This is a genomic window from Streptomyces sp. NPDC033165 (genome assembly GCF_055577965.1).
The window spans coordinates 309,914-334,949 of sequence record NZ_JBVIPK010000001.1 but is presented as its reverse complement, the minus strand read 5'-3'; the positions used below and the strand labels follow the sequence as shown (position 1 = coordinate 334,949).

At 70.5% G+C, this 25,036-nt stretch carries 23 protein-coding genes and 1 riboswitch; of the genes, 16 read left to right on the top strand and 7 right to left on the bottom strand.

The features are described from left to right. Positions 1 to 12: 12 nt before the first annotated feature. Both ACZ5WC_RS01560 and ACZ5WC_RS01555 read right to left on the bottom strand, forming a co-directional pair. The gene (locus ACZ5WC_RS01560) at positions 13 to 1,422 is read right to left on the bottom strand and encodes a hypothetical protein (RefSeq protein WP_468538852.1); all 1,410 of its coding nucleotides are present in this window, start codon (positions 1,420 to 1,422) and stop codon (positions 13 to 15) included. A 108-nt stretch (positions 1,423 to 1,530) separates the two neighbouring features. After that, positions 1,531 to 1,728: a hypothetical protein gene (locus ACZ5WC_RS01555; RefSeq protein WP_468538851.1), complete on the bottom strand. Its 198-nt coding sequence runs from the start codon at positions 1,726 to 1,728 to the stop codon at positions 1,531 to 1,533. A 157-nt stretch (positions 1,729 to 1,885) separates the two neighbouring features. On the opposite strand from ACZ5WC_RS01555, the gene ACZ5WC_RS01550 reads away from it, so the two are divergent. After that, on the top strand, positions 1,886 to 2,860 hold the full coding sequence (locus tag ACZ5WC_RS01550) for a carbohydrate kinase family protein (protein ID WP_096629266.1): 975 nt from the start codon (positions 1,886 to 1,888) through the stop codon (positions 2,858 to 2,860). Position 2,861: 1 nt separating this feature from the next. Here the strand turns inward: ACZ5WC_RS01550 and ACZ5WC_RS01545 are convergent, their stop codons facing one another. Further along, a complete protein-coding gene (locus tag ACZ5WC_RS01545) occupies positions 2,862 to 4,253 on the bottom strand; it encodes an aminotransferase class V-fold PLP-dependent enzyme (RefSeq protein WP_468538850.1) in 1,392 nt (463 codons plus the stop codon). A 273-nt stretch (positions 4,254 to 4,526) separates the two neighbouring features. On the opposite strand from ACZ5WC_RS01545, the gene ctaC reads away from it, so the two are divergent. The 4 genes from ctaC to ACZ5WC_RS01525 all read left to right on the top strand — a co-directional run bounded on the left by ctaC (position 4,527) and on the right by ACZ5WC_RS01525 (position 9,002). Continuing rightward, entirely contained in the window at positions 4,527 to 5,495 is a 969-nt protein-coding gene (ctaC, locus tag ACZ5WC_RS01540; protein ID WP_096629269.1) for an aa3-type cytochrome oxidase subunit II, read from the top strand. Next, positions 5,492 to 7,228 carry an aa3-type cytochrome oxidase subunit I gene (ctaD, locus tag ACZ5WC_RS01535; protein WP_096629270.1) on the top strand — a complete coding sequence of 579 codons (1,737 nt, stop codon included), beginning with the start codon at positions 5,492 to 5,494 and terminating at the stop codon, positions 7,226 to 7,228. Before ctaC ends, ctaD begins: the two co-directional genes overlap by 4 nt. Next, complete coding sequence (locus ACZ5WC_RS01530; protein ID WP_096629272.1) at positions 7,225 to 7,623, top strand: cytochrome c oxidase subunit 4; 399 nt, start codon at positions 7,225 to 7,227, stop codon at positions 7,621 to 7,623. Before ctaD ends, ACZ5WC_RS01530 begins: the two co-directional genes overlap by 4 nt. A gap of 125 nt (positions 7,624 to 7,748) precedes the next feature. After that, positions 7,749 to 9,002: a L,D-transpeptidase gene (locus ACZ5WC_RS01525; RefSeq protein ID WP_468538848.1), complete on the top strand. Its 1,254-nt coding sequence runs from the start codon at positions 7,749 to 7,751 to the stop codon at positions 9,000 to 9,002. An 88-nt stretch (positions 9,003 to 9,090) separates the two neighbouring features. Here the strand turns inward: ACZ5WC_RS01525 and ACZ5WC_RS01520 are convergent, their stop codons facing one another. Continuing rightward, the gene (locus tag ACZ5WC_RS01520; protein ID WP_096629275.1) at positions 9,091 to 9,492 is read right to left on the bottom strand and encodes a DNA-binding transcriptional response regulator; all 402 of its coding nucleotides are present in this window, start codon (positions 9,490 to 9,492) and stop codon (positions 9,091 to 9,093) included. A gap of 199 nt (positions 9,493 to 9,691) precedes the next feature. On the opposite strand from ACZ5WC_RS01520, the gene ctaE reads away from it, so the two are divergent. The 6 genes from ctaE to ACZ5WC_RS01490 all read left to right on the top strand — a co-directional run bounded on the left by ctaE (position 9,692) and on the right by ACZ5WC_RS01490 (position 16,885). Beyond that, positions 9,692 to 10,312, top strand: coding sequence for an aa3-type cytochrome oxidase subunit III (gene ctaE, locus ACZ5WC_RS01515; RefSeq protein ID WP_096629277.1), 621 nt, complete (start codon positions 9,692 to 9,694; stop codon positions 10,310 to 10,312). Between the two features lie 55 nt (positions 10,313 to 10,367). Beyond that, positions 10,368 to 11,177 (top strand): cytochrome bc1 complex diheme cytochrome c subunit, encoded by an 810-nt coding sequence (qcrC, locus tag ACZ5WC_RS01510; RefSeq protein WP_311119227.1) that lies wholly within the window; start codon positions 10,368 to 10,370, stop codon positions 11,175 to 11,177. After that, a complete protein-coding gene (qcrA, locus tag ACZ5WC_RS01505; protein ID WP_468538847.1) occupies positions 11,174 to 12,226 on the top strand; it encodes a cytochrome bc1 complex Rieske iron-sulfur subunit in 1,053 nt (350 codons plus the stop codon). The genes qcrC and qcrA overlap by 4 nt, the downstream gene beginning before the upstream one ends. Further along, positions 12,223 to 13,869, top strand: a complete 1,647-nt coding sequence (qcrB, locus tag ACZ5WC_RS01500) for a cytochrome bc1 complex cytochrome b subunit (RefSeq protein ID WP_096629281.1) — start codon at positions 12,223 to 12,225, stop codon at positions 13,867 to 13,869. The genes qcrA and qcrB overlap by 4 nt, the downstream gene beginning before the upstream one ends. 122 nt (positions 13,870 to 13,991) lie before the next feature. After that, the gene (gene trpD / locus ACZ5WC_RS01495) at positions 13,992 to 15,056 is read left to right on the top strand and encodes an anthranilate phosphoribosyltransferase (RefSeq protein WP_468538845.1); all 1,065 of its coding nucleotides are present in this window, start codon (positions 13,992 to 13,994) and stop codon (positions 15,054 to 15,056) included. Positions 15,057 to 15,162: 106 nt separating this feature from the next. Then, positions 15,163 to 15,280, top strand: a riboswitch (SAM riboswitch). A gap of 213 nt (positions 15,281 to 15,493) precedes the next feature. Further along, a complete protein-coding gene (locus ACZ5WC_RS01490) occupies positions 15,494 to 16,885 on the top strand; it encodes an aminotransferase class V-fold PLP-dependent enzyme (RefSeq protein ID WP_468538843.1) in 1,392 nt (463 codons plus the stop codon). A gap of 53 nt (positions 16,886 to 16,938) precedes the next feature. Here the strand turns inward: ACZ5WC_RS01490 and ACZ5WC_RS01485 are convergent, their stop codons facing one another. Both ACZ5WC_RS01485 and ACZ5WC_RS01480 read right to left on the bottom strand, forming a co-directional pair. Beyond that, positions 16,939 to 17,220 (bottom strand): Lrp/AsnC family transcriptional regulator, encoded by a 282-nt coding sequence (locus ACZ5WC_RS01485; protein WP_003969641.1) that lies wholly within the window; start codon positions 17,218 to 17,220, stop codon positions 16,939 to 16,941. Beyond that, on the bottom strand, positions 17,217 to 17,969 hold the full coding sequence (locus ACZ5WC_RS01480) for a rhomboid family intramembrane serine protease (protein ID WP_468538841.1): 753 nt from the start codon (positions 17,967 to 17,969) through the stop codon (positions 17,217 to 17,219). Before ACZ5WC_RS01480 ends, ACZ5WC_RS01485 begins: the two co-directional genes overlap by 4 nt. A 194-nt stretch (positions 17,970 to 18,163) precedes the next feature. Between ACZ5WC_RS01480 and ACZ5WC_RS01475 the strand changes: the two genes are divergently transcribed. The 5 genes from ACZ5WC_RS01475 (at position 18,164) to ACZ5WC_RS01455 (ending at position 23,729) form a co-directional block, all read left to right on the top strand. Next, on the top strand, positions 18,164 to 18,406 hold the full coding sequence (locus ACZ5WC_RS01475; protein ID WP_015608051.1) for a hypothetical protein: 243 nt from the start codon (positions 18,164 to 18,166) through the stop codon (positions 18,404 to 18,406). 39 nt (positions 18,407 to 18,445) lie between these two features. After that, positions 18,446 to 19,807, top strand: coding sequence for an NYN domain-containing protein (locus ACZ5WC_RS01470; protein ID WP_468538840.1), 1,362 nt, complete (start codon positions 18,446 to 18,448; stop codon positions 19,805 to 19,807). Positions 19,808 to 20,124: 317 nt separating this feature from the next. Continuing rightward, the gene (locus ACZ5WC_RS01465) at positions 20,125 to 21,150 is read left to right on the top strand and encodes a C40 family peptidase (protein WP_468538838.1); all 1,026 of its coding nucleotides are present in this window, start codon (positions 20,125 to 20,127) and stop codon (positions 21,148 to 21,150) included. A 254-nt stretch (positions 21,151 to 21,404) separates the two neighbouring features. After that, on the top strand, positions 21,405 to 22,433 hold the full coding sequence (locus tag ACZ5WC_RS01460; protein ID WP_468538837.1) for a C40 family peptidase: 1,029 nt from the start codon (positions 21,405 to 21,407) through the stop codon (positions 22,431 to 22,433). A gap of 99 nt (positions 22,434 to 22,532) precedes the next feature. Then, positions 22,533 to 23,729: a Cif family virulence factor gene (locus ACZ5WC_RS01455; protein WP_468539389.1), complete on the top strand. Its 1,197-nt coding sequence runs from the start codon at positions 22,533 to 22,535 to the stop codon at positions 23,727 to 23,729. Here the strand turns inward: ACZ5WC_RS01455 and ACZ5WC_RS01450 are convergent. Further along, a complete protein-coding gene (locus ACZ5WC_RS01450; protein ID WP_468538836.1) occupies positions 23,705 to 24,952 on the bottom strand; it encodes a glycosyltransferase 87 family protein in 1,248 nt (415 codons plus the stop codon). The genes ACZ5WC_RS01455 and ACZ5WC_RS01450 overlap by 25 nt on opposite strands. Positions 24,953 to 25,036: the final 84 nt, after the last annotated feature.

Sequence of the window (25,036 nt, the reverse complement as noted above, 5' to 3'; positions counted from 1 at the left end):
TACGTCCGCGTCTCAGCCGCGCGGCACCGTGGCGCCCGACGCCGCGTCGATCACCGCGCGGTCCCCGAGCGGCTTCTCCAGCGTCACCGTCCGGGTCAGCTCCTTGGCGATCATGATGCAGGCGCCCTCGTGCGGCTGCTCGGTGACCGAGATCCGCACCTGGCCCGCGCTCTCCTCGGCGCTCGCCGTGTACGTACTGCACACGCCGCCCCAGAAGGTCACCTCAAGGGTCCGGCCGTCCGCCCCGTACGAGGTCACCTTCCGGTCCCCGGAGGGCGCCGGCGTCTCCGGCTTCTCGATGAACTCCGGATCCACCGCGACCTGCGTGACCGTGTTCTCCGGCCCGCCCGGCGCCTGCCGGACCGTGAACAGCCACGACGGCACCAGTGTCTGCCGGCCGTCCACGTAGTGCAGGGCGAGGCCGAACACCGCGTCCTCGACCGTCTGCTCCACCGGCGCCCGCTTGCCGTTCGACGGGACGCAGTCGGGCGCCGAGGTCTTCGGCTCACCCTCCAGCGGGACGGGAGTGGCGCACCCGCCGATGTCCCGGCCGCCGTCCCCCTTGCCCCTGCTCGCCGCGTTCAGCTGCTCCAGCGCCTCGTCCGCGCCGATCGCCGGGTAGGTGTCCCCCTTCTCCAGCGCCTTCAGATGGCCGCTGCCGCCGGTCACCTCGCCGCCCGGACCCACCTGGACACCGGTGGACCAGCCGTACGTGGGGAGCCCGTCGATCTTCGGGGCGGCGTTGACCACGCGGACGTCGCCCATGAGCTGGCCCGCGTTCAGCGCCGCGTCGTTCTGCCCGACCGCTTTGAGGACCGGGGCCGCGGCAGCCTTCGCCGCTCTCTCGCTCACCGGGGTGCCCCCCGGCTCCCCGGACCCGTTCGCGCACATCTTCCCCGGCTCGCAGGGCTTCACGGGGGTGGTGCGGGCGAACGTCCAGGTGCCCGGGGCCTGCTTCGTCACCTTCAGGAGCGCGCCGGGGCCGTCGCCGTCGCCGACCACCCAGGACGTGCCCTCGGTGCGCGGCGTGCCCGGGATGCCCAGCGCCTTGGCCAGCCGGGCCACCTCGGCCGACGCCACCGTGCCCCGGGCGTGGTGCACCGCCGCCTCGTCCGGACCGTCGGGCAGCTCGCCCGACGCCCGGTAGACCACCGGCGGGCCGCCCGGGTCCGGTTCGCCGGGCGCGATGCCCGGGGGAGGGGTGCTCGGGCCGTCCGCCGCGGCGGCGGCGTCCAGGGTCAGCGGGGCCGCGTCCTTCGCCGCCGCCCCGCCGTCCGCCGCCCCGCCGCCCGAAGCGGTCGAGGCCCAGTACGCCCCGCCGCCCCCGGCCAGCAGCACGGCCGCGGCCACGGAGGCCACCGCGAGGGGCGGACGCCGCCGCCGGGGGCCGGTCACGTCGTTGTCGGGTCGCTCGGTGCTCACCGGATCGCTCCTTCGACTGCGTTGCCGTCGCGGTGTCTGCCGCGTGCCCCCGGACGGGGACACCGGTGGGACGGAGCGGAGGAGCGTGCGGTTCCCCGACGGCCGCCGTCAGTCGCCGTACTCGGACATCGCGTCGATCAACCGGGCCGACGCGGGCGGGACCGTCACCCCGTGGATCAGGGCCGGTTCCACCCGGGCCGGGGCGCTCTTCGCGGGTGCGGCCCAGTGCGGCGCCATCCGCGCGCAGTCCCCGCGCAGCTCCGCCAGGCTCACTTCGGACTCTCGCGATGCGGTGTGCTTCGACATATCCGCACCGTAACCACGGTCACGCTCAGGTAGAAAGCCCTACTATCGGGTAGTTTTCCCTATTCCTCGTAGGAGAGCTCACCCGGTAGCGTGAACTGTCACGCCGTCCCGGAGGGCGCAGTCACGGCCCTTCGCCTTCCGCAGGAGTAGCCTCCCCGTGCGTATCGCAGTCACCGGCTCCATCGCCACTGACCACCTGATGACGTTTCCCGGCCGTTTCGCCGACCAGCTGGTCGCGGATCAGCTGCACACGGTCTCCCTCTCCTTCCTGGTCGACAACCTCGATGTGCGCCGGGGCGGTGTCGCCGCCAACATCTGCTTCGGCATGGGGCTGCTCGGCACCCGCCCGATCCTGGTCGGCGCGGCGGGCTCGGACTTCGACGAGTACCGCGCCTGGCTCGACCGGCACGGCGTCGAGACCGGTTCGGTGCGGATCTCCGAGGTGCTGCACACCGCCCGCTTCGTCTGCACCACCGACGCCGACCACAACCAGATCGGCTCCTTCTACACCGGCGCGATGAGCGAGGCCCGCCTCATCGAGCTGAAGAACGTCGCCGACCGCGTGGGCGGCCTCGACCTCGTCTCCATCGGCGCCGACGACCCCGAGGCGATGCTCCGCCACACCGAGGAGTGCCGCTCCCGGAACATCCCGTTCGCCGCGGACTTCTCGCAGCAGATCGCGCGGATGGACGGCGAGGAGATCCGCATCCTCCTCGACGGCGCCACGTACCTCTTCTCCAACGAGTACGAGAAGGGGCTCATCGAGTCCAAGACCGGCTGGAGCGACGAGGAGATCCTCGCCAAGGTCGGCCACCGCGTCACCACCCTCGGCGCCCGCGGTGTCCGGATCGAGCGGGCCGGCGAGCCGGTCATCGAGGTCGGCTGCCCCGAGGAGGAGACCAAGGCCGACCCCACCGGCGTCGGCGACGCCTTCCGCGCCGGCTTCCTCTCCGGCCTCGCCTGGGGCGTCGGCCTGGAGCGCGCCGCCCAGGTCGGCTGCATGCTCGCCACCCTGGTCATCGAGACGGTCGGCACCCAGGAGTACACCCTGCGCCGCACCCACTTCATGGACCGCTTCACCAAGGCGTACGGCCACGAGGCCGCAGCCGAGGTCCAGCAGCACCTGGCGTGATTCAGCCGAGCCGGCGGACCACATAGGCCGAGCCCCGGTCCGCCGGCTCCTCGCCCACGTACTCCTGACCCCGCATCTCGCACCAGGCCGGGATGTCCAGGCGCGCCGCCTCGTCATCGGCGAGCACCGTCACCGTGGCGCCCACCGGTACCTCCCCGATCACCTTTGCGAGCTCGATCACCGGGATCGGGCAGCGGCGGCCCAGCGCGTCGACGACCAGGGGCGCGGCAGGCTCGGGGGAGGGAGGCGCGGAGGGCGCCGACACCGGTGCGCCGAGCCGCTCGCGCACCTCCGCGACCACCCCGGGCAGCGCGTCGAGGAAGCGCTCCACGTCGGCCTCGGCCGTGCCCGTCGGCAGCGAGACCCGGATGTTCCCCTCCGACAGCACACCCATCGCCTTGAGCACATGGCTCGGCTCCAGCGTGCTGCTCGTGCAGGACGAACCGGACGATACGGAGAACTCCCTCCGGTCCAGTTCGTGCAGCAGGGTCTCCCCGTCGACATAGAGACAGGAGAAGGTGACCAGATGCGGCAGCCGCCGCTCCGGATCGCCCACCACCTCCACATCGGGCACCCGCTCCGCCACGACGGCCCGAATCCGGTCGACCAGGGCCCGCAGCCGCACCGACTCCGCCGCCGCCTCGTCCCGTACGGCGCGCAGCGAGGCGGCCGCCGCCACGATCGCGGGCAGGTTCTCGAACCCCGGAGCCCGCCCCGACTCCCGCTCCCCGGCCGGGCCTTGGGGTGCGAAGCGCACCCCCTTGCGGACGGCGAGCAGCCCCACCCCGGCCGGCCCGCCCCACTTGTGCGCGCTCGCCGTCAGCAGCGACCAGCCGCCCGCCACCGGCCCCCAGCCGAGCGACTGGGCCGCGTCCACCAGCAGCGGCACCCCGGCATCCGCGCAGCGCGCGGCGACCTCGGCCACCGGCTGCTCGGTGCCCACTTCGTGGTTGGCCGACTGGAGACAGGCCAGCGCGGTGTCCGCCCGCAGCGTCCCGGCGTACGCCGCCGGGTCCACCGCCCCCGAGCGGCCCACCGGCACCTCGGTGAACGAGCCGCCCGCCGTCTCGTGGGCCGCCGCCGAATGGAGCACCGAGGAGTGTTCGACCGCCGACACCGCCAGATGGCGGCCGACACGCCGACGCCCCGAAAGCGCCCCGGCAATTCCCGCGTGCACCGCGGACGTCCCCGAAGAGGTGAACACCAGCTCGTCCGGACGGCAGCCGACCGCCTCCGCGGCGGCCTCCCGGGCCGCGTCCAGCAGCAGCCGGGCGCGCCGGCCCTCCCGGTACAGCCGGGCGGGATCGGCCCAGCCCTCGTCCAGCGCGGCAAGCAGTGCCTGGCGAGCGACGGGGTGCAGGGGGGCGGCGGAGGCGGCATCGAAGTAGGGCACGCCGCCACGCTAGCCCGCACCCGGCCCCGCCTCGGCGGCGGCCGCCCCACCCCGGCGGGCGAGTGGCCGTCAGTTGGGGGCCGGAGGGCCGGATTCCACCCCTTGGGGGTGTCGGGCGGCGCGTTGGGCACCCTCCCCGCGCGACCCCAAATAGCGTCCAGTAGGGTTTGGTCCGCATAAACATCCAAACCCCTGCCCGCGTCAGGGCCGGCGACCGACCAGAGACATACGGGCGCGCCGACCGTGCGGGCGAGACTCTCGGGAAGGCGCTACGTGAGTCCCAACGGCTCCGACCGCTCGTCGCGGCGCCCGATGCGGCGGAAGCTGCCGCAGGTGCTGACTGCGGGCCTGGTCCTGGCGACGGCCTCCGGTTGTTCATACAACTGGGAGGATTTTCCCCGCCTCGGTATGCCCACCCCGGTAACGGAAGAGGCCCCTCGGATCCTCTCCCTCTGGCAAGGCTCGTGGGCGGCAGCGCTCGTCACGGGTGTCCTTGTCTGGGGGCTGATCCTCTGGAGCGTCTTCTTCCACCGGCGTAGCCGGACCAAGGTGGAGGTACCTCCGCAGACCAGGTACAACATGCCCATCGAGGCGTTGTACACAGTGGTTCCCCTCATCATCGTCTCGGTGCTGTTCTACTTCACCGCGCGTGATGAGTCGAAGCTCCTTGAGCTCTCCGACAAGCCCGCCCACACCATCAACGTGGTCGGCTACCAGTGGAGCTGGGGCTTCAACTACATCGAGAAGGTGGAAGGCCAGCCCGCTGCGGGCAAGGAGATCCCCAAGGAGCTCTCGGCCATCCCGGACAGGTTCCAGAAGGACTTCCCCGAGGGCGCCGGCGGCGTCTACGACGTGGGCATCCCCGGGACCCGCAACCCCCAGAACGGCAACCCGGGTCCGACCCTGTGGCTGCCGAAGGGGGAGAAGGTCCGCTTCGTCCTCACTTCGCGCGACGTCATCCACTCCTTCTGGGTGGTGCCGTTCCTCATGAAGCAGGACGTCATTCCGGGCCACACCAACGTGTTCGAGGTGACCCCCAACCGGGAGGGCACCTTCATGGGCAAGTGCGCCGAGCTCTGTGGCGTCGACCACTCCCGGATGCTCTTCAACGTCAAGGTCGTCTCCCCCGAGCGTTACCAGCAGCACCTCAAGGAGCTCGCTGAGAAGGGTCAGACGGGCTACGTGCCGGCGGGCATCGAGCAGACGGACCCGGCCAGGAATGCGGAGAAGAACCAACTGTGAGCATCCTCAACGAACCTCAGGGTGCTGCGCCGGCAGACGACTCGTACGAGGACGAGCTGCCGGTGCGGCGCAAGGAGCCGGGAAACGTCGTCATCAAGTGGCTGACCACCACTGACCACAAGACGATCGGCTCGCTCTACCTGGTCACGTCGTTCGCGTTCTTCATCATCGGCGGCATCATGGCGCTCTTCATGCGCGCCGAGCTGGCTCGTCCCGGCACGCAGATCATGTCGAACGAGCAGTTCAACCAGGCGTTCACGATGCACGGCACGATCATGCTGCTGATGTTCGCGACGCCGCTGTTCGCCGGGTTCGCGAACTGGATCATGCCGCTGCAGATCGGCGCGCCCGATGTGGCGTTCCCGCGGCTGAACATGTTCGCGTACTGGCTGTACCTCTTCGGGTCGCTCATCGCGGTGGCGGGCTTCCTGACCCCGCAGGGTGCGGCCGACTTCGGCTGGTTCGCCTACGCGCCGCTGAACGACGCGGTCCGCTCGCCGGGCATCGGCGCCGACATGTGGATCATGGGCCTGGCCTTCTCCGGCTTCGGTACGATCCTCGGCTCGGTCAACTTCATCACCACGATCATCTGCATGCGCGCACCCGGCATGACGATGTTCCGCATGCCGATCTTCACCTGGAACGTCCTGCTGACCGGTGTGCTGGTCCTGCTGGCCTTCCCGGTTCTGGCCGCCGCGCTCTTCGCGCTGGAGGCGGACCGTAAATTCGGTGCGCACATCTTCGATTCCGCCAATGGCGGCGCGCTGCTCTGGCAACACCTCTTCTGGTTCTTCGGACACCCAGAGGTGTACATCATCGCCCTGCCGTTCTTCGGAATCATTTCCGAGGTCATCCCGGTATTCAGCCGCAAGCCGATGTTCGGCTACATCGGTCTGATCGCCGCGACGATCGCCATCGCCGGTCTTTCCGTGACGGTGTGGGCGCACCACATGTATGTGACGGGCGGCGTGCTACTGCCGTTCTTCTCCTTCATGACCTTCCTTATCGCGGTGCCGACCGGTGTGAAGTTCTTCAACTGGATCGGCACGATGTGGAAGGGGTCCTTGTCCTTCGAGACACCGATGCTCTGGGCCGTCGGCTTCCTGATCACCTTCACCTTCGGTGGTCTGACCGGCGTCATCCTGGCCTCGCCCCCGATGGACTTCCACGTCTCGGACTCGTACTTCGTCGTCGCGCACTTCCACTACGTCATCTTCGGCACCGTGGTCTTCGCGATGTTCTCCGGATTCCACTTCTGGTGGCCGAAGTTCACCGGCAAGATGCTGGACGAGCGGCTCGGCAAGATCACGTTCTGGACGCTGTTCGTGGGCTTCCACGGCACGTTCCTGGTGCAGCACTGGCTCGGTGCCGAGGGCATGCCGCGTCGCTACGCGGACTACCTCGCCGCCGACGGCTTCACCGCTCTGAACACGATCTCGACCATCGCGTCCTTCGTGCTCGGACTGTCGATGCTGCCGTTCTTCTACAACGTCTGGAAGACCGCCAAGTACGGCAAGAAGATCGAGGTCGACGACCCGTGGGGCTACGGCCGTTCGCTGGAGTGGGCAACTTCCTGCCCGCCGCCGCGGCACAACTTCCTCACGCTGCCGCGGATCCGTTCCGAATCGCCGGCGTTCGACCTGCACCACCCCGAGATCGCGGCGCTCGAACAGCTTGAGCACCACTCCGAGTCGGACAAGGCCCTCGCCGGCGGCAAGGAGGCAGGCAAGTGAAGATCCAGGGACAGATGTTCATCTGGCTGAGCGTCTTCATCCTCGCCATGGCCGTCGTGTACGGCGTGTGGTCGAAGGAGCCGGTCGGCACCACGGCCCTCTTCCTGGCCTTCGGCCTGGCCCTCATGATCGGCTTCTACCTGGCCTTCACGGCCAAGCGGGTCGACGCCATGGCCCAGGACAACAAGGAGGCGGACGTCGCCGACGAGGCGGGCGAGCTGGGGTTCTTCTCCCCGCACAGCTGGCAGCCCCTGGCCCTGGCGGTCGGTGGCGCCTTCGCCTTCCTGGGCATCGCCGTCGGCTGGTGGCTGATGTACTTCTCGGCCCCGCTGCTGCTGATCGGCCTCTTCGGCTGGGTGTACGAGTACTACCGGGGTGAGAACCAGACCCAGTGACACCCCGCCAGAGGTGACACGCGCTACACCACGAAAGGCCCGCATCGCCGCAAGCGACGCGGGCCTTTCGCTCGTTTGCAGTCACTGAACGCGCTGCAACGGACGAATCTTCTTAGCGTGGACGCATGAACCACACGCCGCGCATCCGCACCGTAGTGAGCTGCACCCTGCTGGTCGTGACCCTCGTCGCGGGTGCGACCGCCTGTGGCTCACCCGACGGCCACCCGCTCTCGACGAAGCCGTACGACGCGGGCGACCAGGTCTCCTTCAACGGCCCCTCAAAGAACAAGAAGGCCGATCCCGACAAGCCGCTGGAAGTCGTCGTCAAGGGCGACGACGGCCGCATCACCGACGTCAGCGCCGTGGACACGGGGGGCCGCCACCTGGCGGGCGAGCTCTCCGCCGACGGGCGCCGGTGGCGCTCCACCGCCCCGCTCGCGGCCGGAACCGGATACACCGTCAGGGTCTCCACGGAGAACAGCGACGGCGCCCCCGGCGTCCGTACGCTCTCCTTCGACACCTCCTCGCCCAAGAAGCTGCTGAAGGTCGCCTTCGGCCCGCAGGCGGGCACCTACGGCGTCGGGCAGCCCGTCACCGCGGAACTCAGCGCCCCGATCACCGACAAGGCCTCCCGGGCCACCGTCGAGCGCGCCCTGAAGGTGCGCTCCACCCCGGCGGTCACCGGCTCCTGGTACTGGGTCGACGACAAGACGCTGCACTACCGCCCGAAGGAGTACTGGCCCGCGAACGCCACCATCGAGGTGCGCTCCAACCTCACGGGCATCAAGGTGACCAAGTCCCTCTACGGGGCCGAGGCCAAGCCCCTGAAGCTCACCACCGGCGACCGTATCGAGGCCATCACCGACGCCTCGGACCACTCCATGACGGTCCTCCGCAACGGAGAAGTGATCAACACCATTCCGGTCACCACCGGCAAGCCCGGCTTCTCCACCCGCAACGGCGTCAAGGTGGTGCTCGCGAAGGAGTACTACGTACGAATGCGCGGGGAGAGCATCGGCATCGCGGCCGGCTCCTCCGAGTCGTACGACCTGCCGGTCTACTACGCCACCCGGGTGACCTGGAGCGGTGAGTACGTCCACGCCGCGCCCTGGTCGACCGGCTCCCACGGCTATGCCAACGTCAGCCACGGCTGCACCGGCATGAGCACCGGCAACGCCGCGTGGTTCTTCGAGACCGTGCGCCAGGGCGACATCGTCAAGGTCGTCGGCAGCGCGGGGGAGGACATGAGCCCGTTCGGCAACGGGTTCGGTGACTGGAACCTCTCCTGGGAGAAGTGGCAGAAGGGCAGTGCCCTCAACGAGGGGGCGCCGGACAGCCCTCAGACCCTCCAGGCCGCCCGGCTGCGCCCCCACGTCTGATCCCGGCCCCGAAAGAGTGCCCCGCGACGCGGAACGCCCCTCAGACGGCCACAGCGGCCACAGGGGCCCCTGGAGGAGCAGAGGCCCCTCAGGCCTCCACGGCGAGCCGGCGGCGCAGCAGCGCCGCGAGCGCGTCGGGGAACTCCGCCGGGTCCACCGGAAGCGTCACCGCGGACTCCGCGCGGCTCCAGGTGGCCAGCCACGCGTCCTGCGGGCGGCCCATCAGCAGCAGCACCGGCGGGCAGTCGTAGATCTCGTCCTTGATCTGCCGGCAGACGCCCATACCGCCGACGGGAGCCGTCTCGCCGTCCAGCACGCAGACGTCCACACCACCCTTGTCCAGCGCCGCCAGGACGGCCGGGAGGGTCGCGCACTCCAGGAACTCCACCGGTGGGACGTCCGCGGCAGGCCTGCGACCGGCTGCCAGCCTCACCTGCTCGCGGATGTTGGCGTCGTCGCTGTAGACCAGGACCGTGGCGGTCGCCTGCATTGTTCCTCCGTGACATCGGCGTCGTCGGGGCTCTCGGGGCATGAACCGATGCGCGGATCGTACTCCGCCCGACTGCCTGTCAGCACCGGTAATGACGACGATTCGATGGGCCGTTCGGCCCAGGGTGCACCCCCAGCAGACGGCACGGACACACCGAACGGCACCCCCCGGAGTGAGGGCGGGATAAGCGACCGACATAATGTCGGTCGTGGCGACAGCAACGACAGTAGAAACCGGGCACGCGCACCCGTCGGTCAATCGGCCGAACCTCACCAGCGTCGGAACCATCATCTGGTTGAGTTCCGAGCTGATGTTCTTCGCGGCCCTCTTCGCGATGTACTTCACCCTGCGATCGGTGACGGGACCCGAGTACTGGAAGGAGATGGCCGGCCATCTGAACTTCCCGTTCTCGGCGACGAACACCACGATCCTGGTGCTCTCCTCACTCACCTGCCAGCTCGGCGTCTTCGCCGCCGAGCGGGGCGATGTGAAGAAGCTCCGCACCTGGTTCATCATCACCTTCGTGATGGGGTCGATCTTCATCGGCGGCCAGGTCCTGGAGTACGTGGAACTGGTCAAGGAAGCGGGGCTCTCCCTCTCGTCCGGCCCGTACGGTTCGGTGTTCTACCTGACCACCGGCTTCCACGGACTGCATGTGGCAGGCGGTCTCATCGCCTTCCTGCTGGTTCTCGGCAGGACGTACGCGGCCAAGAGGTTCACCCACGAGCAGGCCACCTCAGCCATCGTCGTGTCCTATTACTGGCACTTCGTCGATGTCGTGTGGATCGGCCTGTTCGCCACGATCTACATGATCAAGTAACCGGGCTCGCACCCGCCCACCATCGACGCAGAAGATCCTGACACCGGGGTAATCCGTGAAAAAGCTCTCCGCACGACGACGCCATCCGCTGGCGGCGGTCGTCGTACTACTCCTCGCGCTGGCGGCTACCGGGGGGCTGTACGCCGCGTTTGCGCCTGCGGGCAAGGCGCAGGCCGATGAAACCGCCCAGTCCCTCGCCATCGAAGAGGGCAAGAAGCTCTACGCCGTAGGCTGCGCCAGCTGCCACGGAACCGGCGGTCAGGGCACCACCGACGGGCCGTCCCTCGTGGGCGTGGGCTCCGCCGCCGTCGACTTCCAGGTCGGCACGGGCCGTATGCCCGCGCAGCAGCCGGGCGTCCAGGTACCGAAGAAGAAGGTCATCTACACCCAGGCGGAGATCGACCAGCTCGCGGCGTACGTCGCGTCGCTCGGCGCCGGTCCGATCACGCCGACCGACAAGCAGGTCGACCCGGCCGGCGCGGACGTCGCCAAGGGCGGCGAACTGTTCCGCAACAACTGCGCCCAGTGCCACAACTTCACGGGTAAGGGCGGCGCGCTGACACACGGCAAGTACGCCCCGGACCTCGAAGGCGTGAGCCCGAAGCACATCTACGAGGCCATGCAGACCGGCCCGCAGAGCATGCCCTCCTTCCCGGACACGACGATGCCCAACCAGGAGAAGAAGGACATCATCGCCTACATCCAGACCGTGAACGGTTCGGAGACGGCGAGCCCCGGTGGCCTCTCGCTCGGTGGTCTCGGTCCGGTCAGTGAGGGTCTGTTCACCTGGATCTTCGGGCTCGGCGCTCTCATCGCAACTGCCGTTTGGGTCGCGGCCCACACCGCTAAGGCCAAGAAGTCATGAGTAGCCAACAGATTCCAGAAGACAGCCTGCCCGCAGTGCAGGAGACCGCGCACGGCGCGGTCGAGGGTACGGACGACCCGTTCGCCGACCCGGGGCTGCCGGCCCACCAGCCGCGCATCCAGGACCTCGACGAACGCGCCGCGCGCCGCTCGGAGCGGGCCGTCGCGTTCATGTTCACCCTCTCGATGCTGGCGACGGTGGGCTTCATCGCCTCCTACGTCATCTTCCCGGTGGACAAGATCGTCTACATCTGGCCCTTCGGCCATGTGAGTGCGCTCAACTTCTCCCTGGGCCTCACCCTGGGCTTCGCGCTCTTCTTCATCGGCGCGGGCGCCGTCCACTGGGCGCGCACCCTGATGTCCGATGTCGAGGTCGCCGCCGAGCGCCACCCGATCGAGGCCGAGCCCGAGGTCAAGGCCCAGGTGATGGCCGACTTCGCGGCCGGTGCCGAGGAGTCCCAGCTCGGTCGGCGCAAGCTGATCCGGAACACCATGTTCGGTGCGCTGGCCCTGGTGCCGCTCTCCGGTGTGGTCCTGCTGCGCGACCTCGGTCCGCTGCCGGAGAAGAAGCTCCGCACCACCCTGTGGGCCAAGGGCAAGCTGCTCGTCAACATGAACACCGGCGAGCCGCTCCGTCCCGAGCACGTCCCCGTGGGGTCGCTGACCTTCGCCAGGCCCGAGGGGCTTGAGGAGGACTCGCACGACTTCCTCACGCAGATCGCCAAGGCCGCCCTGATGATCGTCCGCATCGAGCCGGACGACATCAAGGACAGGCGCCAGCGCGAGTGGGCCCACGAGGGCATCGTGGCCTTCTCCAAGATCTGCACCCACGTCGGCTGCCCGATCAGCCTGTACGAGCAGCAGACACACCATGTGCTCTGCCCGTGCCACCAGTCCACCTTCGACCTCTCCGACGGCGCCCGCGTCATCTTCGGTCCGGCCGGCCACGCTCTTCCGCAGCTGCGGATCGGTGTGAACAGCGAGGGCAACCTCGAGGCGCTCGGTGACTTCGACGAGCCCGTCGGCCCTTCCTTCTGGGAGCGCGGATGAGTACTGCGACAACGAACCCGCCCGCCGACCAGGCGGGGCAGCGCAAGGCACCCGCGGGCGAGCGGGTCGCCGACTGGGCCGACGGCCGGCTGGGCATCTACGGCCTGGCCAAGGCCAACATGCGCAAGATCTTCCCGGACCACTGGTCCTTCATGCTCGGTGAGGTCGCGCTCTACAGCTTCATCATCATCATCCTCACGGGTGTGTATCTGACGCTGTTCTTCCAGCCGAGCATGAACGAGATCGTCTACCACGGTCCGTACGAGCCCATGCAGGGCATCCGGATGTCGGAGGCCTACGCCTCGACGCTGAAGATCAGCTTCGAGATCCGTGGCGGTCTGCTCGTGCGGCAGATCCACCACTGGGCCGCGCTGATCTTCCTGGCCGGCATGTTCGTGCACATGATGCGCGTCTTCTTCACCGGCGCCTTCCGCAAGCCGCGCGAGATCAACTGGGTGTTCGGCTTCCTGCTGTTCGTGCTGGGTATGTTCACCGGCTTCACCGGTTACTCCCTCCCGGACGACCTGCTCTCCGGTACGGGTGTCCGCTTCACCCAGGGCGCGATCCTGTCCGTGCCGATCGTCGGTACGTACATCTCGATGTTCCTGTTCGGCGGCGAGTTCCCCGGTCACGACTTCGTGGCCAGGTTCTACTCGATCCACATCCTGCTGCTGCCGGGCATCATGCTCGGTCTGCTGGTGGCCCACCTGATCCTGGTCTTCTACCACAAGCACACGCAGTTCGCGGGTCCCGGCCGGACCAACAAGAACGTCGTCGGCATGCCGCTGCTGCCCGTGTACATGGCGAAGGCCGGAGGCTTCTTCTTCCTGGTCTTCGGCATCATCGCGATCATCTCGGCGATCGCCACGATCAACCCGATCTGGGCGCTCGGCCCGTACCGCCCGGACCAGGTGTCCACCGGCGCCCAGCCCGACTGGTACATGGGCTTCGCCGAGGGTCTGGTCCGTGTCATGCCCGGCTGGGAGATCGTCTTCTGGGGCCACACGCTCAACCTGGGCGTGTTCATCCCGCTGGTCCTCTTCGGCCTGGTGCTCACGCTGCCCGCGGTCTACCCGTTCGTCGAGTCCTGGATCACCGGGGACAAGCGCGAGCACCACATCCTGGACCGCCCGCGCAACGCCCCGACCCGTACGGGCCTCGGCGTCGCCTGGGTCACGGCGTACTTCATCGGCCTCGTCGGCGGTGGAAACGACCTGTGGGCCACGCACTTCCACCTGTCGATCAACGCCATCACCTGGTTCGTCCGGATCTTCTTCTTCGTCGGACCGGTCATCGCGTTCATCGTCACCAAGCGGATCTGCCTCGGCCTCCAGCGCCGCGACCGGGAGAAGGTGCTGCACGGCCGCGAGACCGGCATCATCAAGCGCCTGCCGCACGGTGAGTTCGTCGAGGTCCACGAGCCGCTCAGCCAGGAGAAGCTGCACACGCTCACGGCGCACGAGCAGTACAAGCCGGTCGAACTCGGCCCCGAGGTCGACGAGAACGGCGTCAAGCGCAAGATCTCCCCGGTGCAGAAGCTGCGGGCCAAGCTCAGCAAGGGCTACTACGGCGAGAACAACCAGATCGCCAAGCCCACCACCGAGGAGTACAAGGAGATCACCGAGGGCCACGGCCACCACTGATCACCTGAACTGATCGCCACCACGAGAGCCCCGTCCATTCGATGGACGGGGCTCTTTGTGGTCCCCCGGGCTGGATAGGGTGGAGCCATCCTTCTGACCGGCTGTGGACCCTGGAGCGGACCATGAACGTTGTGACCCCGAACGGCGGCGACAGCGTGGCGGCCCCTTCCTGGCCCGGGCTGCTGAACCCCCTGCTGCGCGGCGAGAACCTCAGCTCCGAGGAGACCGCCTGGGCCATGGACCGCATCATGAGCGGCGAGGCGACCGACGCGCAGATCGCCGGGTTCGCCGTCGCGCTGCGGGCCAAGGGCGAGACCGTCGAGGAAGTCACCGGGCTGGTCCGCGCGATGTACGCGCACGCCAACCTCATCGAGGTGCCCGGCCGCACCGTCGACATCGTGGGCACCGGTGGCGACCTCGCCAAGACGGTCAACATCTCCACCATGTCCGCGATCGTCATCGCGGGCACCGGCGCCAAGGTCGTCAAGCACGGCAACCGGGCCGCCTCCTCGGCAAGCGGCTCCTCCGACGTGCTGGAGAAGCTGGGCGTCAACCTGGAGCTGACCCCGCGACGGGTCGTCGAGGTCGCCGAACAGGCGGGCATCACCTTCTGCTTCGCCGTGAAGTTCCACCCCGCCCTGCGGTACGCCGCCAAGGCCCGCAAGGAGCTCGGCGCGCAGACCACGTTCAACATCCTGGGCCCGCTCACCAACCCGGCCCAGGTGCGCGCCCAGGCCGTCGGGGTGGCCGACGTCCGCATGGCGCCCATCGTCGCGGGTGTCCTGGCCGACCGGGGCAACTCCGCGCTGGTCTTCCGGGGGGACGACGGGCTCGACGAGCTGACGACCACCGCCACCTCCCGGGTCTGGGTGGTCCGCGACGGCGCGGTCCGCGAGGAGCCGTTCGACCCGCGTGACGTCGGGCTGCCCATCGTCCCGGTCGAGGCGCTGCGCGGCGCCGACGCCTCGTACAACGCCGATGTGGCCCGCCGCCTGCTGGACGGTGAGAGGGGCGCGGTGCGCGAGGCGGTGCTGCTCAACTCGGCGGCCGCGCTGGTCGCGCTCGACCCGCGACCCGGCGCGCTCACCGAGCAGATCGCGGCGAAGATCGCCGTGGTGGCCGAGGCCATCGACTCCGGCGCGGCCAGGCGCGCCCTGGAACGCTGGGTCGCCGCCAGCAACGCCTGAGCACGCCGGAGAGACACCTCCAGCGCACACGGTGTGACGCAGGGCGCAGTCCGGATACCGGACTGCGCCCTTGCGCGCGTGCGGGCGTATGGCAAGATGCTGCGCAGGTCATGAGTGACAGCGACTACGGCCCCGGCCCGCTGTCCGGCAACCCTCCGTCCGTGGCGGGGTGCCCCGGGTGAAGACCAGGCCGTAGGCAGCGAGGTCTGCGGCAAGCGCGGGCCCCTCGGCATCCAGCGGATGCCAGCCCCCGGGGTCCTGGTCCCTAGGGAGCCTCTTGTGAGCAAGCGAATGCGTTAGGGCCCGTCGTTCGGCTCCGGCCGTGCTCGCGGGCCCAGGGCTGACCGCCCTCTTCCGCGCACTTTTTCCTTTCTTCTCCCGCGCTGCCGCGTACCCGCCGGCGCGTGGATCTCGCCTGCCTGTTACGGGAGTTCGTCATGCCTGTCTCCACCGCTGCCCTCGACCCGTCAGTTTGTGCCCCGCTGCCCGTTCTGGGGCAGGACGTCACCGTTCCGCTCGTCACCGGCGGTGAGGTCGTCTACGCCGCACTCGACTACGCCGCCAGCGCCCCGGCCCTCCAGCGGGTCTGGGACGACGTCGCCGCGTACGCCCCGTACTACGGCAGCGTCCACCGCGGGGCCGGATACCTCTCGCAGCTCTCCACCGACCTCTTCGAGAACAGCCGCCGCACGGTCGCGGAGTTCCTCGGCTGTCGCGCGGAGGACCAGGTGGTTTTCACCCGCTCCACGACCGACTCCCTCAACCTGCTGGCCGCCGCGATCCCCGCCGACTGCCAGGTGTTCGTGTACGAGACCGAGCACCACGCCTCCCTGCTGCCCTGGCGCGACGCCCAGGTCACCTACCTCAACGCGCCGCGCACCCCGGGCCAGGCCGTCGAGACCCTGGAGCGCGCGCTGGCCGACCGCGACCCCTACGGCCCCGCCCTCGTCTGCGTCACCGGGGCCTCCAACGTGACCGGTGAGCTGTGGCCGGTGAGGGAACTGGCCGCCGCCGCCCACGCGCACGGCGCCCGGATCGTCCTGGACGCCGCCCAGCTCGTCCCGCACCACCCCGTCGACCTCGCCGAACTCGACGTCGACTGGGTCGCGTTCTCCGGGCACAAGCTGTACGCGCCCTTCGGCTCCGGGGTCCTGGCCGGACGCGCCGACTGGCTCCGGGCGGCCGAGCCGTACCTCGCAGGTGGCGGGGCCTCCCGCAAGGTCGCCCGGCGCGCCGACGGCGGGGTGGAGGTCGACTGGCACACCACGGCCGCCCGCCACGAGGCCGGTTCGCCCAACGTCATCGGGGTCTACTCCATCGCCTCCGCCTGCAAGGCCCTGACCGAGGCGGGCTTCGACACCCTGGTCGCCCGCGAGCAGGAGTTGGTGCGCCGGGTCCGCGAGGGGCTCGCGGACGTCCCCGAGGTGCAGGTGCTCTCGCTGTTCGGCGACGACGCGCCCCGGGTCGGGGTCATCTCCTTCGTGGTGCGCGGCTGGAACAGCTCGCACTTCGCCGCAGCCCTCTCCGCGGAGTACGGCATCGGCGTCCGCGACGGCCTCTTCTGCGCCCACCCGCTCGTACGTACCCTCCTCGGCAGCGACCCGCAGGACCCGGGCGAGTGCGGCGCCCCCGAGGCCGAGCCGGGCGAGCGGTCCCTGAACGCGATCCGGGTCAGCTTCGGCGCCGGTACGCCGGACGAGCACATCGAGCGCTTCCTGCGCGCGGTCACCGAGCTGGTCCGCGAGGGCGCCCGGTGGAAGTACCGCACCGAGGGCGGCCGTTGCGTCCCGGACCGGGGCCAGACCGCCCAGGTCCGAGAGACCTCGTGAACCGCTTCGGCCGGGGGCAGGCGCGCCGCCTGTCCCCGGCCGAAGCGGTTCGCCTACGCGTCGAGGCCGATGGCGAACGCCGCTTCCAGGTCGTGCTGGGAGTACGTACGGAACGCCACATGGGTGTCGGTGCCCTCGACGCCCGGGATCTTGCTGATCCGGCCGGGGATGACATCGGCGAGGTCGTCGTGGCGGGCCACCCGGACCATGGCGATCAGGTCGTAGGTGCCGGTGACGGAGAAGACCTCGCTGACACTGTCCAGCGCGGCGATGGCCTCGGCGATCTCCGGAATCCGGTCCACGCTGGTCTTGATGAGCACGATCGCGGTGATCACGGCTGGCTGTCTCCCTCGGTGGCCGTGGCTGGAACCTTCACTCTAGCCCTACGCCCATAGCACCCCCAGGCGTACAGGAACCCGACGGCGAACCCGGCCACATGCGCCAGATACGCCACGCCGGGCCCGGCGTCCGCGCCCTGCGCCGCCGCCCACTGGAGCCCGAACCAGAAGACCAGCACGATCCAGGCGGGAAAGCGCAGCGGCAGAAAGAAGAGGAACGGGAACAGGCTGGTCACCCGGGCCCTGGGGAACAGGTACAGGAACGCGCCGAGCACCGCGGAGATCGCGCCCGACGCCCCGACCAGCGTCTGTCCGGAGTCCGCGTGCGCCGCCGCGTAGCAGACGAGGGCCACATAGCCGCAGCCCACGTAGAACAGGGCGAACCGCACCCGGCCCATGCGCTCCTCGGCCATCGCGCCGAACACGTACAGGAACAGCAGGTTCCCCAGCAGGTGCAGCCAGCTGCCGTGGACGAACAGCGCGGTGAACGGCGTGATCAGCGCATGCGCCGAGCCGTCCCACAGCTCCGCGGGGATCACCCCCCACCGCTCGAAGTACCCGGCCTGCGCGGCGAGCAGCGCGTCCTCGGCGCCGTACGGGGCGTGGAAGCCGGACAGCGGGCTGACCAGGAAGATCACGACGCACAGGGCGATCAGCCCGTACGTGACCGGGGCGCCGCTCGCCGTCGCCGTCTCCCGGAGCCTCCCTGCCGTGGCCCGCCAGTCGACCTGCCGCCAATCGATCATGTACAGAGCATGACGTACCGGCGGAGAAGGGGACGGAGCGCCTCGCCGTGCCGATGCTTATACGCGAGGCCGTAGGGTTACGCCAGGACTTCCGCAGTTCGACGGCGCACCGCGAGATCCTTGGCGTAGGACAGGAAGAGACGCGGCGGCGCGCCCGGCGCGGGCTCCGGCAGACGACGAAAGAGGACGCAACGATGACGACGGTTCCCCTGCCGACGGACGGGACCCGCTGGCGCTGCACGCTGTGCGGCAATCTCACGCGCTTCGACGTGACCCGCTCCTCCAAGGTCGTGGAGTACGTGCACCTCGACCTGGCCGGTGAGTCGAGTGTCGAGGAGCGGGAGGTGGTCAGTGAGACCATCGAGTCCGTCCGCTGTCGTTGGTGCAATGCGGTGGATCAGATCGAACTGGTGGACAGGCCGGGTGCCGCTTCCTGAGGGAGCGCACCCATCGACATATCTATGGGGTGACGGACGGTGGATCAGCCGACCAGCGGCGCCGAACCGGCCGATGCGGCCGACGGCGGTGCAGAGGCGCTCGACCGTCCGCTGCCCGAAGGTGTACGGCGGCGGGTCGTCGCCCTGGTCTCCGATGCCTTCGGCGGACTGACCGTCGCCGAACTGCCCACCCAGTTGCGGCAGTATGCCCGGTTCACCCCGACCCGTCGGGCCAAGTTCGCCGGGAACGCGATGGCCGCCGCGCTGGAGAGCGACGCCCTCTTCCGGCAGCGGATCGGTGAGCGGCTGGGCCAGTCCCAGCCGGAGCTGGCCGGTGCGCTGGAGGCGGGTTCGCCGCCCGCGGCCGCCGACCCCCTCGATGTGGCCGCCGCCGCGTACGTGCTGCGCCCGGTGGGCTGGGTCAAGCTCGTCGAAGCCGCGGGCGAGGAGGTCCAGCGCGCGGACGCGGAACGGGCCGACGAGGAGACCCGGCGCGAACTGGACCAGCTGCGCGAGGAGCTGGAGCGGGCACGCGCCCACACCCGCGCCGAGACGGAGCGGCTGCGCACCGAGCTGGAGGCGGCCCGCAAGGAGGCCGAATCGCTCCACCGCAAGCTGCGCAGCGCCCTGAGCGAGGTCAAGCGCGGCGAGGCCGCCCTGCGCCGCAGCGCCGCCGCCGCCGACGCCGTACGGGCCGAGGCGGCCGCCCAGGTCTCCGCCGCCGAGAGCGAGTCGCGCCGGCTCAAGGGGCGGCTGGGGGAGGCGGAGTCCGCCCTGGAGGCGAGCCGCCGGGCCGCCCGCGAGGGCCGCTCGGTGGAGGACATGCGGCTGCGCCTGCTGCTGGACACCGTGCTGGACGCCGCCTCGGGGCTCCGGCGCGAGCTGGCCCTGCCCCCGGTGACGACGCATCCCGCGGACACCGTGGACGCGGTGGAGCCGGGCCGGATGTCGCCCAAGGACATTGCCGCCAGAGCGCTTTCGGAGACGGATCCGGCGCTGCTGGACCAGCTGCTGGCGCTGCCGCAGGCCCACCTCATCGTGGACGGCTACAACGTCACCAAGACCGGCTATCCCCAGATGCCGCTGGAGAAGCAGCGGTTGCGGCTGCTGGGCGGCCTCTCGGTGCTGGCCGCGCAGACCGGCGCGGAGATGACCTGCGTCTTCGACGGCGCCGAGCTCGCCGTGCCCGTCCTGCTCGCGCCGCCGCGCGGGGTGCGGGTGCTGTTCAGCAAGGCCGGGGTCACGGCGGACGAGCTGATCCGCCAACTGGCCCGCGCGGAACCACCGGGACGGCCCGTGGTGGTCGTCTCCACCGACCGGGAGGTGGCGGACGGCGTGGCGAAGGCCGGGGCCCGGCCGGTCGCGTCCATCTTGCTCCTCAAGCGGCTTTCGCGCGTCTAGAGGGCCCTCTGGGGCGGATGTTCTGCATGTGTGGCATGTCGGATTCGCGGGAACGTACCGTCAAGTCGCTGCTACACGCGGTGGGGTGAGAGTAAAGAAGTGCCTGGTGTGACGAGAAAATTCCTGTGAGGATTTGAACTGATCACGAGATGGTCACTAGGGTCAGGCCTCGAACCTTCGCACGGTTGATCACCCACCCGGGGTGGCAGCGGAGGAACCGCCGAGTCCGTGACGTTGCTCCGTGACGTTGCACGGAGCCGGGGATTCTTTCCCCCACAGCCCGGTAGGCGGCTCAGAGGAAGAAGGAGCTCGCCTTCGTGGCGTCCCACCGTCGTCCCAAGCAGCCGAGCCGCACTCGTGTGACCGTGCTCACCGCGACCGCCGCTGCGGCCGTGGCCCTGACCTCCCAGGCCGCCCACGCCGACCCCAAGCCGAGCAAGAGCGAAGTCAAGGCGAAGGTCGACAAGCTCTACCACGAGGCCGAGGCGGCCACCGAGAAGTACAACGGGGCCAAGGAGCAGCAGGAAAAGCTCAAGAAGCAGGTCGACGCGCTCCAGGACAAGGTCGCCCGCGGACAGGGCGAGCTCAATGACCTGCGCGGCGAACTCGGTTCGATCGCCACCGCCCAGTACCGCTCGGGCGGCATCGACCCCTCGGTGGCTCTCTTCCTCGCCTCCGACCCGGACAGCTTCCTCGACCAGGCCTCCGCGCTCGATCAGCTGACGGTCAAGCAGACGGAGTCGCTGCAGAAGATCCAGTCCAAGCAGCGCACCCTCGCCCAGCAGCGCAAGGAAGCGCAGGACAAGCTCGGCGACCTCGCCGACGTCCGCAAGGCGCTCGGCGAGAACAAGAAGAAGTACCAGGGCAAGCTCGCCGACGCGCAGCGCCTCCTCAACAGCCTGACCGCCGCCGAGCGCGCGAAGATCCAGGAGGAGGAGAACCGCGCCAGCCGCGCCTCCACCGAGCGGGTCGAGCTCGGCAAGGAGGCCCCCGCCTCCAACCGCGGTGCGGCCGCCCTCGCCGCCGCCGCCACCCAGATCGGCAAGCCGTACGTCTCCGGCGGCTCCGGCCCCAACTCCTACGACTGCTCCGGGCTGACCCAGTGGGCGTTCGCCCAGGCCGGTGTCTCCATCACCCGGACCACGTACACCCAGCAGCACGACGGCACGAGGATCGGCCGCAGCCAGCTCAAGCCGGGCGACCTGGTCTTCTTCAACGGCCTGTCGCACGTCGGCTTCTACGCGGGCAACAACCAGATCCTGCACGCCCCCAAGCCCGGCACCGTCGTCCGCTACGAGTCGATGGACTACATGGGCACCTTCCAGTTCGGCGTCCGTATCTGACGCCACGGCGCGCCCGAACGAGGGAATCGCCGCACCGCACGCTGACGCCCCGCCCCGCCGGAGACCCGAGGTCACCGGCGGGGCGGCGGCGTTCGGCGCCCTTGTGCACCCCTCCCGTCCTCGGCGCGGTCTTTGGCCGGTGCGTAGTGGGCCGATTACTGTCTGGCTGCTGTGCAGCTCCCGGTCGTCGGTCCGCCCGCCCGGGCGGCAGGGGCTGCGCACGACCGCGTCAGCGGAAGGGAGTGCGGTTACCTGTGGTGTCCCATCGCCGTTCCACACAGCCCGGCCGGGTCCGGGGCGTTCGCGTCACGGTCCTCTCGGCCGCCGCCGCCACCGCGGCCGCGACGCTGACCGGGGCCCCGGCGAGCGCCGACCCCAAGGACACCCGGGAGAGCGCGAAGGCCGCCGTCGACCGGCTCTACGGCGAGGCCGAGCAGGCCACCGAGCGGTACAACGAGGCCGGGGAGCGCGTGGACCGGCTGCGCGGCGAGGCGGACCGCGCCCAGGACGCCACGGCCCGTGGCCAGGAGCGCGTCAACCTCATGCGCAACGAGCTCGGCGCGATGGCGGGCGCGCAGTACCGCAGCGGCGCCATCGACCCGGCCCTCGCGCTGCTGCTCTCCTCCGACCCGGACACCTACCTGGAGCGGGCCGCCGTCCTCGACCGGGTCGGCGCCCGCCAGGCGATGACCCTGGACCGGCTCCGCCAGGCCCAGCGCAAGGTCGCCCAGACCCGTGCCGAGGCCACCCGCGCCCTGGCCGCTCTGGAGCGTGACCGGGCCGCCCTCACCCGCCACAAACGCACCGTCGAGGCCAAGCTCCGTCAGGCCCGGCAGCTGCTGAACTCCCTGCCGCCCGAGGAGCGCGCCGACTTCGACCGCGCCTCCCGCTCCGGCCGCGACGGCGCGCCCGACCTCTCCGGCGTCGCCCCCGGATCACCCCGCGCCATGGCCGCCGTGGCCGCCGTCCACCAGGCGCTCGGCAAGCCGTACGTATGGGGCGCCAACGGGCCCTCCGGATTCGACTGCTCCGGGCTCATGCAGTGGGCCTACGCCCAGGCCGGGGTGACCCTGCCCCGCACCTCGCAGGCCCAGCGGTACGCGGGCCGCATGGTGCCGCTCTCCCAGGCGCAGCCCGGTGACCTGGTCGCCTACCGGGCGGACGCCAGCCACATCGGCATGTACGTCGGCAACGGCCAGGTCATCCACGCCCCGTACCCGGGCGCCCCGGTCCGCTACGACCCGGTCGGCATGATGCCCGTCTCCTCCGTCACCCGGATCTGACCGCCGCCCGGATCTGACCGTACGATCGGCAGGGTGGCCGTACGCAGACCTGATGTGCGACGGGGAGGCCCCCGTGGACGGCGGCGAGCGGCGGGACTCGTGCTCGCCGCCCTGCTGACCGCGTCCGCCTGCACGGCCGCCCCCGAGGAGACCCGCACCTCCCTCACCGCCGGGGAGATCACCGCCGTACTGGACGGCCGGGCCACCGCCGTCCTGGCGCGCGACCCGGCGGGCTACCTCGACGCCCTCGCCCCCGACGCCGAGAAGCTGCGGGCCGTCCAGCGCACCGAGCTCGCCAACCTCGCCGACGTACCCCTGAAGTCCTGGACGTACGAGGTGAAGGACATCGGAGGGCAGGACGGCGACTGGGCCACCGCCGAGGTGGAGCTGCGCTACCGGATCAAGGGCTACGACACCGCCCCGGTCACCACCCGCCGCACCCTGGAGCTGATGCGCGACGGCGGGCGCTGGTACATCACCGCCGACCGGCCCGCCAAGGGCTCCTCGGGGCAGCTGTGGCAGCAGGGGGACGTGGAGGTCGTGGAAAGCGCTCACAGCATCGTCCTGGGCGTCGGACGGACCGAGGAGGAGCTGCGCCGGATCGCCGACACCGTGGACCTCGCCGTACCGGCCGTCTCGGACGCCTGGCCCCGGCCCTGGAACCGCCGGGTGGTGGTGCTCGTCCCGGACTCCGTGGAGGACATGGCACGGCTGCTGGGCTCGCCGGAGGCCAGTTACCGGGGGATAGCGGCCGTCACCACCGGCGAGGTCGGCGGCGGCACCGGCAAGCCCCCGGCCATCGCCGACCGGGTGATCGTCAACCCGCAGGCATACGCCACCCTGGGCAGTTTCGGGCAGCGGATCGTCCTGACCCACGAGACGACCCATGTCGCCACCCGGACCAGCACCTCGACGGCCACCCCCGTCTGGCTCTCCGAGGGCTTCGCCGACTGGGCGGCCTACCGGGGCGAGGACCGCCCCGCCGACGTCGTCGCCCCCGAACTGACCACCGCCGTCCACGCCGGTGAGACGCCCGCCGGGCTCCCCGCCGACCGGGACTTCGGCTTCGACGGGGACCCCGCGAAGCTCGCCCGGGCCTACGAGGGCGGCTGGCTGGCCTGCGCGCTGATCGCGGAGAAGTGGGGCAAGGAGAAGCTGATCGCCTTCTACGCGGCCGTGGGGGCCCATCCGGGGCGTGAAGGGGCGGTGGAGCAGGCGATGGACGCGGTGCTCGGCACCACCCCGGAAGAGTTCACCGCCGACTGGCGCGACTACCTCGGAACCCGGCTCGGCTGACCGCCGCCCACCGGGCGCGCCGAAGCCTTCGGGCCCCCGCCCGGCACCGTCGACCGCCACAGCCGCCGCGCGGCGAGCAGCGAGGCCGCCACCAGCAGCCCGTTGCGGACGAACAGCAGCGTCACGCCCCACAGGTCGCTCGCCACCACATGGCCGAAGCCGATCGGGAACTCCAGCAGCGTCACCCCCGCCGCCACCACGACCAGCACGGCGGGCAGGGTCATCGCGGCCCCCCGGAAGACCAGGCACACCGCCGCGAGGCCGACCAGCCACACCACGTACTGGGGGCTGATCACCCGGCTCGTGACGGTGAACAGCAGCACCGCCGTGAACGCCGCCTCGGCCGGGGTGTGCACCGCGAACGTCCGGGCCCGCAGCCGCCACAGCAGCAGCCAGCCCAGCGCCAGGACACCCAGCCACAGCGCCAGCGCCGAGACCAGCTCCACGTGCGGCCCGACGAACTCCAGCGAGCCGTAGCGCAGCTCCACCCGGCCCTCCCAGCCGAACCGCCGCGCCACGTGGAGGACCAGCGCCCCCAGCGACTCGACCTCGGTGCCCCGGTCCCGCTGGAAGGCCAGGAACGCGAACGCCCCCGGCATCCACAGCGCGAAGGACAGCGCCAGCCCGCCCGCCGCGAGCGCCGCCGCCGACCAGGCCGCCCGCGTCGGCCGCCCCTTCCGCACCCCCACCAGCAGCAGTACCGGCCATCCCTTCAGCAGCGCCCCGAACGCCGCCAGCGCCCCCAGCGCCCGGGGCCTGCGCACCCCCGCGAGCAGCGCCGCCACCGCGACCGCCGTCACCATCAGGTCGTAGCGGGCGTACACGGTCGGCCCCAGCAGCGGCACCCCCGCGATCCACACCCAGGCCCCCGCCGCCCGCATCCCCGGCCGCCGCCCCGCGTACAGCAGCAGCCCCAGCACCAGCGCGTCGCACAGGAGCACCAGCACGACGAAGGCCGTCGCGTACTCCCAGAACGGCAGCAGGGCCGGGGAGAGGATCGCCAGGGCGGCGCCGGGCGGATACTGCCAGGTCACGTCGGACAGCGGATACGTGCCCGTCAGCAGCACCTCGTACCAGCCCCGGTAGATCACCGACACGTCCACCGTGACGTCCGGCCCCGGCACGGCAACGGCCTTGAACGCACACAGCAGCAGCCACACCCGGCTCAGCGCCCACACCACGTACGGCCACGGCCCGGTGCCGGTGGGTCCTCGTCCCGTCATCGCCGTCCCGTCGTCGCCCGCCCCAGGGGGTGTCCTGTCCCGCCGGATTCCCGGCGGCCCATGATGCCGCCGGGAGACGGCGTC

What these genes read in the sequence shown, in the direction of transcription:
- ACZ5WC_RS01555 (WP_468538851.1), bottom strand. Translation starts at nt 1,728, where the DNA reads ATGTCGAAGCACACCGCATCGCGAGAGTCCGAAGTGAGCCTGGCGGAG.
- ACZ5WC_RS01525 (WP_468538848.1), top strand. Translation starts at nt 7,749, where the DNA reads ATGAACCACACGCCGCGCATCCGCACCGTAGTGAGCTGCACCCTGCTG.
- ACZ5WC_RS01520 (WP_096629275.1), bottom strand. Translation starts at nt 9,492, where the DNA reads ATGCAGGCGACCGCCACGGTCCTGGTCTACAGCGACGACGCCAACATC.
- ctaE (WP_096629277.1), top strand. Translation starts at nt 9,692, where the DNA reads ATGTCGGTCGTGGCGACAGCAACGACAGTAGAAACCGGGCACGCGCAC.
- qcrA (WP_468538847.1), top strand. Translation starts at nt 11,174, where the DNA reads ATGAGTAGCCAACAGATTCCAGAAGACAGCCTGCCCGCAGTGCAGGAG.
- qcrB (WP_096629281.1), top strand. Translation starts at nt 12,223, where the DNA reads ATGAGTACTGCGACAACGAACCCGCCCGCCGACCAGGCGGGGCAGCGC.
- trpD (WP_468538845.1), top strand. Translation starts at nt 13,992, where the DNA reads ATGAACGTTGTGACCCCGAACGGCGGCGACAGCGTGGCGGCCCCTTCC.
- ACZ5WC_RS01490 (WP_468538843.1), top strand. Translation starts at nt 15,494, where the DNA reads ATGCCTGTCTCCACCGCTGCCCTCGACCCGTCAGTTTGTGCCCCGCTG.
- ACZ5WC_RS01480 (WP_468538841.1), bottom strand. Translation starts at nt 17,969, where the DNA reads ATGATCGATTGGCGGCAGGTCGACTGGCGGGCCACGGCAGGGAGGCTC.
- ACZ5WC_RS01475 (WP_015608051.1), top strand. Translation starts at nt 18,164, where the DNA reads ATGACGACGGTTCCCCTGCCGACGGACGGGACCCGCTGGCGCTGCACG.
- ACZ5WC_RS01450 (WP_468538836.1), bottom strand. Translation starts at nt 24,952, where the DNA reads ATGACGGGACGAGGACCCACCGGCACCGGGCCGTGGCCGTACGTGGTG.